General features: G+C 73.9%; 5 protein-coding genes. All 5 read left to right on the top strand.

Features of this window, described 5'->3' with window-relative positions:
• Positions 1-804 (top strand): sugar phosphate isomerase/epimerase family protein (locus ACFU99_RS32950; protein WP_384399025.1); only part of this gene is annotated, 804 nt, incomplete at its 5' end.
• 79 nt (positions 805-883) lie between these two features.
• Positions 884-1,507 (top strand): TetR/AcrR family transcriptional regulator, encoded by a 624-nt coding sequence (locus ACFU99_RS32955; protein WP_384399027.1) that lies wholly within the window; start codon positions 884-886, stop codon positions 1,505-1,507.
• Between the two features lie 126 nt (positions 1,508-1,633).
• Positions 1,634-2,245, top strand: coding sequence for a hypothetical protein (locus ACFU99_RS32960; protein WP_384399029.1), 612 nt, complete (start codon positions 1,634-1,636; stop codon positions 2,243-2,245).
• Between the two features lie 120 nt (positions 2,246-2,365).
• Positions 2,366-4,219 (top strand): glycoside hydrolase family 3 protein, encoded by a 1,854-nt coding sequence (locus tag ACFU99_RS32965; RefSeq protein WP_384399031.1) that lies wholly within the window; start codon positions 2,366-2,368, stop codon positions 4,217-4,219.
• A 133-nt stretch (positions 4,220-4,352) separates the two neighbouring features.
• On the top strand, positions 4,353-4,929 hold a 577-nt coding region (locus ACFU99_RS32970), incomplete at its 3' end, for a hypothetical protein (protein ID WP_384399033.1).

The following is a 4,929-nucleotide window of genomic DNA, read 5'->3' on the forward strand; positions in this document are numbered from 1 at the left end:
GCCTTCTCCACCCTCGGCGTGCCGGGCACGCCCGTACGCGACACGCTGCGGCTCGCCGTCGAGCACGGCTACGACGGCGTCGAGCTGCGCGCCCACCCCGAAGAGGCCGTGCACCCGGGCATCGGGGCGGCCGAACGGGCGGCGGTGGCCGAGGAGTTCGCGGCGGCGGGCGTGTCGGTCCTGACCGTCGCCGGGTACGCGCGGGTCGCCGCCCCCGGCGACGACGAACCCGTCCTCGCGGAGCTGTCCGAACTGACGCGGCTGGCGGCGGACTTGGGCGCTTCCTATGTGCGGGTCTTCCCGGGCGGCGGGGACGAGCAGTCCCCGGAGGAGGCGGACGCGACGGCCGCCCGGCGGCTGGGCTCAGCCGCCCCGGAGGCCGCCGACCGGGGCGTGCACATCCTCCTGGAGACGCATGACTCGCACCCCCGCGGCGCGGACGCCGCCCGGGTGCTCGGCCCGGTCGGCCACAAGAACGTCGGCGCGCTCTGGGACGTCATGCACCCCTGGCTGGCCGGGGAGAGCCCGACGGCGACCTTCCCCGCGCTCTCCCCGCACCTCGGATACGTACAGGTCAAGGACATCGCCTCTGCGGAGGACACCACTCCGCTGGCGCTCGGCGCGGGGGTGCTGCCGCTGGCCCAGGTCGTCGGCCTGCTCGGGGCCGAGGGCTGGGACGGGTGGCTGTGCTGGGAGTACGAGAAGCGCTGGTACCCGGGAGCGGAGCCTCTTCAGGGGCTGCTCGGGGCGGGCCGGGAGCACCTCCAACGGCTGGTCGAAGCGGCTCCTGACAGCACCCGGTAACGCCTCTGCCCCTGCTGACCAGCACGTTTAATCAGTCGGTTGAACCGTATGATTAAGGCTCGGCGAGAGGCGGGGGCGCATGACGACGGACACGAAGGACCGGTTGATCGAGGCGGCGACGGCCGTGCTCAAGACGCACGGCTACGCCGGCGCCAGCGCCCGTACGATCGCGAAGGCGGCCGGCGCCAATTCCGCGCTGGTCTTCTACCACTTCGGCGGCGTCGACCAGCTGCTGCTCGCCGCCCTCGACCGGTCGTCCGCCGAACGGATGGCCCTGCACTCCGCGACCGTCGCCCCGATCCGCACCGTCGAGGAGCTGGCCGACGCCGCCACCCGCATCTACCGCGACGATCTCGAAGGCGGCCATGTCGCCGTCTTCTGCGAGCTGGTCGCCGCCGCCGTGGCCAAACCGGAGCTGCGCGGCCCGGTCAGCGAGCGGGCGCAGCCGTGGCTCGTGTTCGTCGAGGAGACCCTGGAGCGGGTCATCGGCGGCACGCCGCTGGCCCGGCTGACGCCGCCGCGGGAGCTGGCGAACGCCGCCATCGCCTTCTATCTCGGGGTGAACCTCTTCACCGTGCTGGACGCCGACCGGTCGCGTACCGAGTCGGTGTTCGCGTTGGTGCGGCGGCTGGCCCCGCGCGCCAAATTGCTGACGATGCGACTGCCCAAACGGCGTAACGCGGCACGGCGCGGCGCTGACTGACGCCGACCCAGCGCGCACGATGGGCCCATGCGCCACGGTGGTTACCGCTCCAGCCGACGTTTCCGGGTTCATGCGCCCGGCGCGGAACCGCGCCGCGACGCCGTTCGTCCAAGGGGCGTGCTGTTGGTGAGTCTCCGCAGAGCGGTGTCGGCCTCGCTGCTGGCTGCGTTGCTGACCTCCCTCTCCGCCGCCTGCGGCCAGCAGCACACCGCCGCCGGCGCGCCCCCCTCCACTAGCGCCGGTGGCGGTTCGCCCTCAGGGACCTCAGCTTCCTCGGCGGCTCCGAGGGCTCCGACAGCCCCGCCGTCCCCCGCATCCCCCGCGCCCCCGGGAGCCACGGCCTCCCGCGACGACGGCCGCTCGCCCGCGGGCCGCATCGACACTGGCCTCGCCTACTTCGCGAGCGCCCCCGGCGCGGCCCCCGATCTGCACGCCGTCCTCCGCGACCGGGCGGACCTGGACGCCTTCGCCGCCCGGTTCGGCCGGCGCGGCCAGGACATCCGCACCGCGGCGACGGACACGGACTTCTCCCGGACCGCTCTCGTGGGCTGGTCCCGGACGACGGGCTGCGATCACTGGCCGTCGGCGTCGCTGGTCCGTTACGGCCGCACGCTGGCGCTGCGGGTGCCCCCGCACGCGAAGCCGCCGCCCGAGTGCCTGGCGGCGTTCCAGGTGGTGGCGGTCTTCGAAGTGCCCAAAGATCGGATCATGTGGCAACCCCGTTTCGCCGACAAGTGACCGCAACGCACCAGCTCCACCACGATCCGCCCTTCTCCGACCACTTGAGGAAACCCAGGGCGACGCCCGCGGCCCACCACGGCGACGGCGCGCGCCACTCGGCCTCCGGAAGGAGCACATATGCACCACACCACCTCACGCCGCGCGCTGCTCACCGCCTCCGCGACCACCGCCCTCACCGCCCTGGCCCTCGGCGCACCGGGCCTCGAAGGGGCCCGAGCCGCCGAGAGCACCAAAGGAGAAGCACAACGCATCAGACGCGACCGCGTGGACGCGCTCCTCTCGCGGATGACCCTGCCGGAGAAGGTCGGCCAGCTCTTCGTCATGCGGATCTACGGCGCCTCGGCGACCGACCCCGCGCCCGCCGACGCCGCCGCCAACCGCAAGGAGATCGGCGTCTCCAACGCCGTCGAGCTGATCGCCAAGTACCACGTCGGCGGAATCATCTACTTCGCCTGGGCGCACAACACCCACGACCCGCGCCAGATCGCCGCCCTCTCCAACGGCATCCAGCGGGCGGCCCTGGCCCAGCGCACCCGCATCCCGCTGCTCATCTCCACCGACCAGGAGCACGGCGCCGTCGCCCGCATCGGGGCCCCGGCCACTATGCTGCCCGGCGCCATGGCGCTCGGCGCGGACGGCTCGCGTACGGACGCCCGTAACGCCGCCCGGATCTCCGGGGCCGAGCTGGCCGCGATGGGCATCCGGCAGGACTACGCGCCGGACGCCGACGTCAATGTCGCCCCGGCCAACCCGGTCATCGGCGTACGGTCCTTCGGCAGCTCCCCGCAGGCCGTCGCGGGCCTGGTCGCGGCGCAGGTCCGGGGCTTCCGGTCGGCCGGGGTCGCCGCCACGGTCAAGCACTTCCCGGGCCACGGGGACACCGGCACCGACAGCCATGTGGACCTGCCCGTCATCACCCATTCGAAGGCCGAGTGGGAACGGCTGGACGCGCCGCCGTTCAAGGCCGCGATCGCCGCCGGCGTCGACTCGGTCATGACGGCGCACATCGTCTTCCCCGCCTTCGACCCCAGCGGCGACCCGGCGACCCTCTCCCGTCCCCTCCTCACCGGCCTGCTGCGCGAGCGCCTCGGCTTCGACGGCGTCGTGATCACCGACTCGCTCGCCATGGAGGGGGTTCGGAAGAAGTACGGCGACGCGCGGGTGGCGGTCCTCGCGCTCAAGGCGGGCGTGGACCAGCTGCTCAACCCGCCGGACCTCAAGGTCGCCTGGAACGCCGTGCTCGCCGCCGTGCGCGGGGGCGAGATCAGCGAGGCGCGACTGGACGCCTCCGTTCGTCGCGTTCTGGAACTCAAACTGCGCAGGGGGCTGTTCAAGGACCCGTACGCCCGCCGCCACGACGTGGACCGCGCCGTCGGCATCCGCTCCCACCTGGCCGAAGCCGACCGGATCGCGGACCGCACGACCACCCTGCTCGTCAACAAGGACAAGCTGCTGCCACTCTCCCGGAGACGACAGAATTCCCTTCTCGTCGTCGGCGTCGACCCGGAGTCCCCGTCCGGCACCGGCGGCCCGCCCACCGCCGTCCTCGCCAAGGCCCTGCGCGAGCTCGGATTCACGGCCACCGCGCTGTCCACGGGCACCGGCGCCGCGCCCGACCCGAGCCGGGCGCGGATCGACGCGGCGGTCGCGGCGGCCCGCGACAAGGACGCGGTGATCGTGGCCACGTACAACGTCACGGCCGCGTCGTCCCAGCGTGCGCTGGTGTCGGCGCTGGCCGCCACGGGCCGGCCGGTCGTCCAGGTCGCCATCCGCAACCCCTATGACATCGCGCGGCTGAGCGGCGTCGGCGCGGCGCTGGCCGCCTTCGGCTGGAGCGATGTGGAGGTACGGGCCGCCGCCCGCGTCATCGCCGGGAGGACCCGCCCGTCCGGCAGGCTCCCGGTGTCCGTGCCCCGCGCGGACGATCCGGACCGCGTCCTCTACCCGATCGGGCACGGCCTGCGGTACTGACCCGGTCGTACGGACCGTACGCCACGGCCCTCCCGCGCCCCGCCCGCGGGGCGCAAAGCTCCCGGCACGCCTGGCGTGCGCCCGCCCGGCGGGCCACGCTGGCTGCGTACATGTCGGGGGATGGGGGGACATCATGGGCCATCGCGCGCCGCCGTACGCGGTGCTGGCGCTGCTGCTGCCGCTGGCCGCCGGGCTATTGACGGCTTGTCAGCAAAAGGCAGGAGGCTCCGGGGCGGAGGCCGGCTCCGCCTCCGCGCCGCGCCCCTCGGGCTACGGGGCGTTCTTCCTGGCCCGCGGCGAGTGCAGCACGGGCGGGCGTACGTCCTTCACGGAGGTCGCGTGCACCAGCGAGCGGGCGACGGCGCGCGTCATCGGGCGGTACAACGGCCCCCGCGCGAGCGGGCCGCGCTGCCCCGACGCCACGGACTTCGTCCTCCATATCAACGCGCTGAACAGGGGGAATTCGGAGGAGCGGAGCGTTCCGGAGGGCTACGCCTGCATGCGCAACCTCCAGCCGCCGCACCCGGGCGACCCCGGCATGGGCGGCGGACCGCTGACCGTCGCCGGGGATTGCGTCTACACCGAGCGGCGCGGCCTCGTGAAGGAGACGGCCTGCGACAGGTCGGGGGCGCGGGCCCCCGAGTACCGGGTGACGCGCACGGTCCGCGCCCGCGCCGCGTGCCCGCCGTCCACCGCGCTGTACGTACGGG

The organism is Streptomyces sp. NPDC057654 (assembly GCF_042800135.1).
In the GTDB taxonomy this organism is placed as follows: domain Bacteria; phylum Actinomycetota; class Actinomycetes; order Streptomycetales; family Streptomycetaceae; genus Streptomyces.

Bases quoted from the DNA above. Each gene is read 5' to 3' on its own strand.
- ACFU99_RS32955 (WP_384399027.1), top strand. From the start codon at position 884: ATGACGACGGACACGAAGGACCGGTTGATCGAGGCGGCGACGGCCGTG.
- ACFU99_RS32965 (WP_384399031.1), top strand. From the start codon at position 2,366: ATGCACCACACCACCTCACGCCGCGCGCTGCTCACCGCCTCCGCGACC.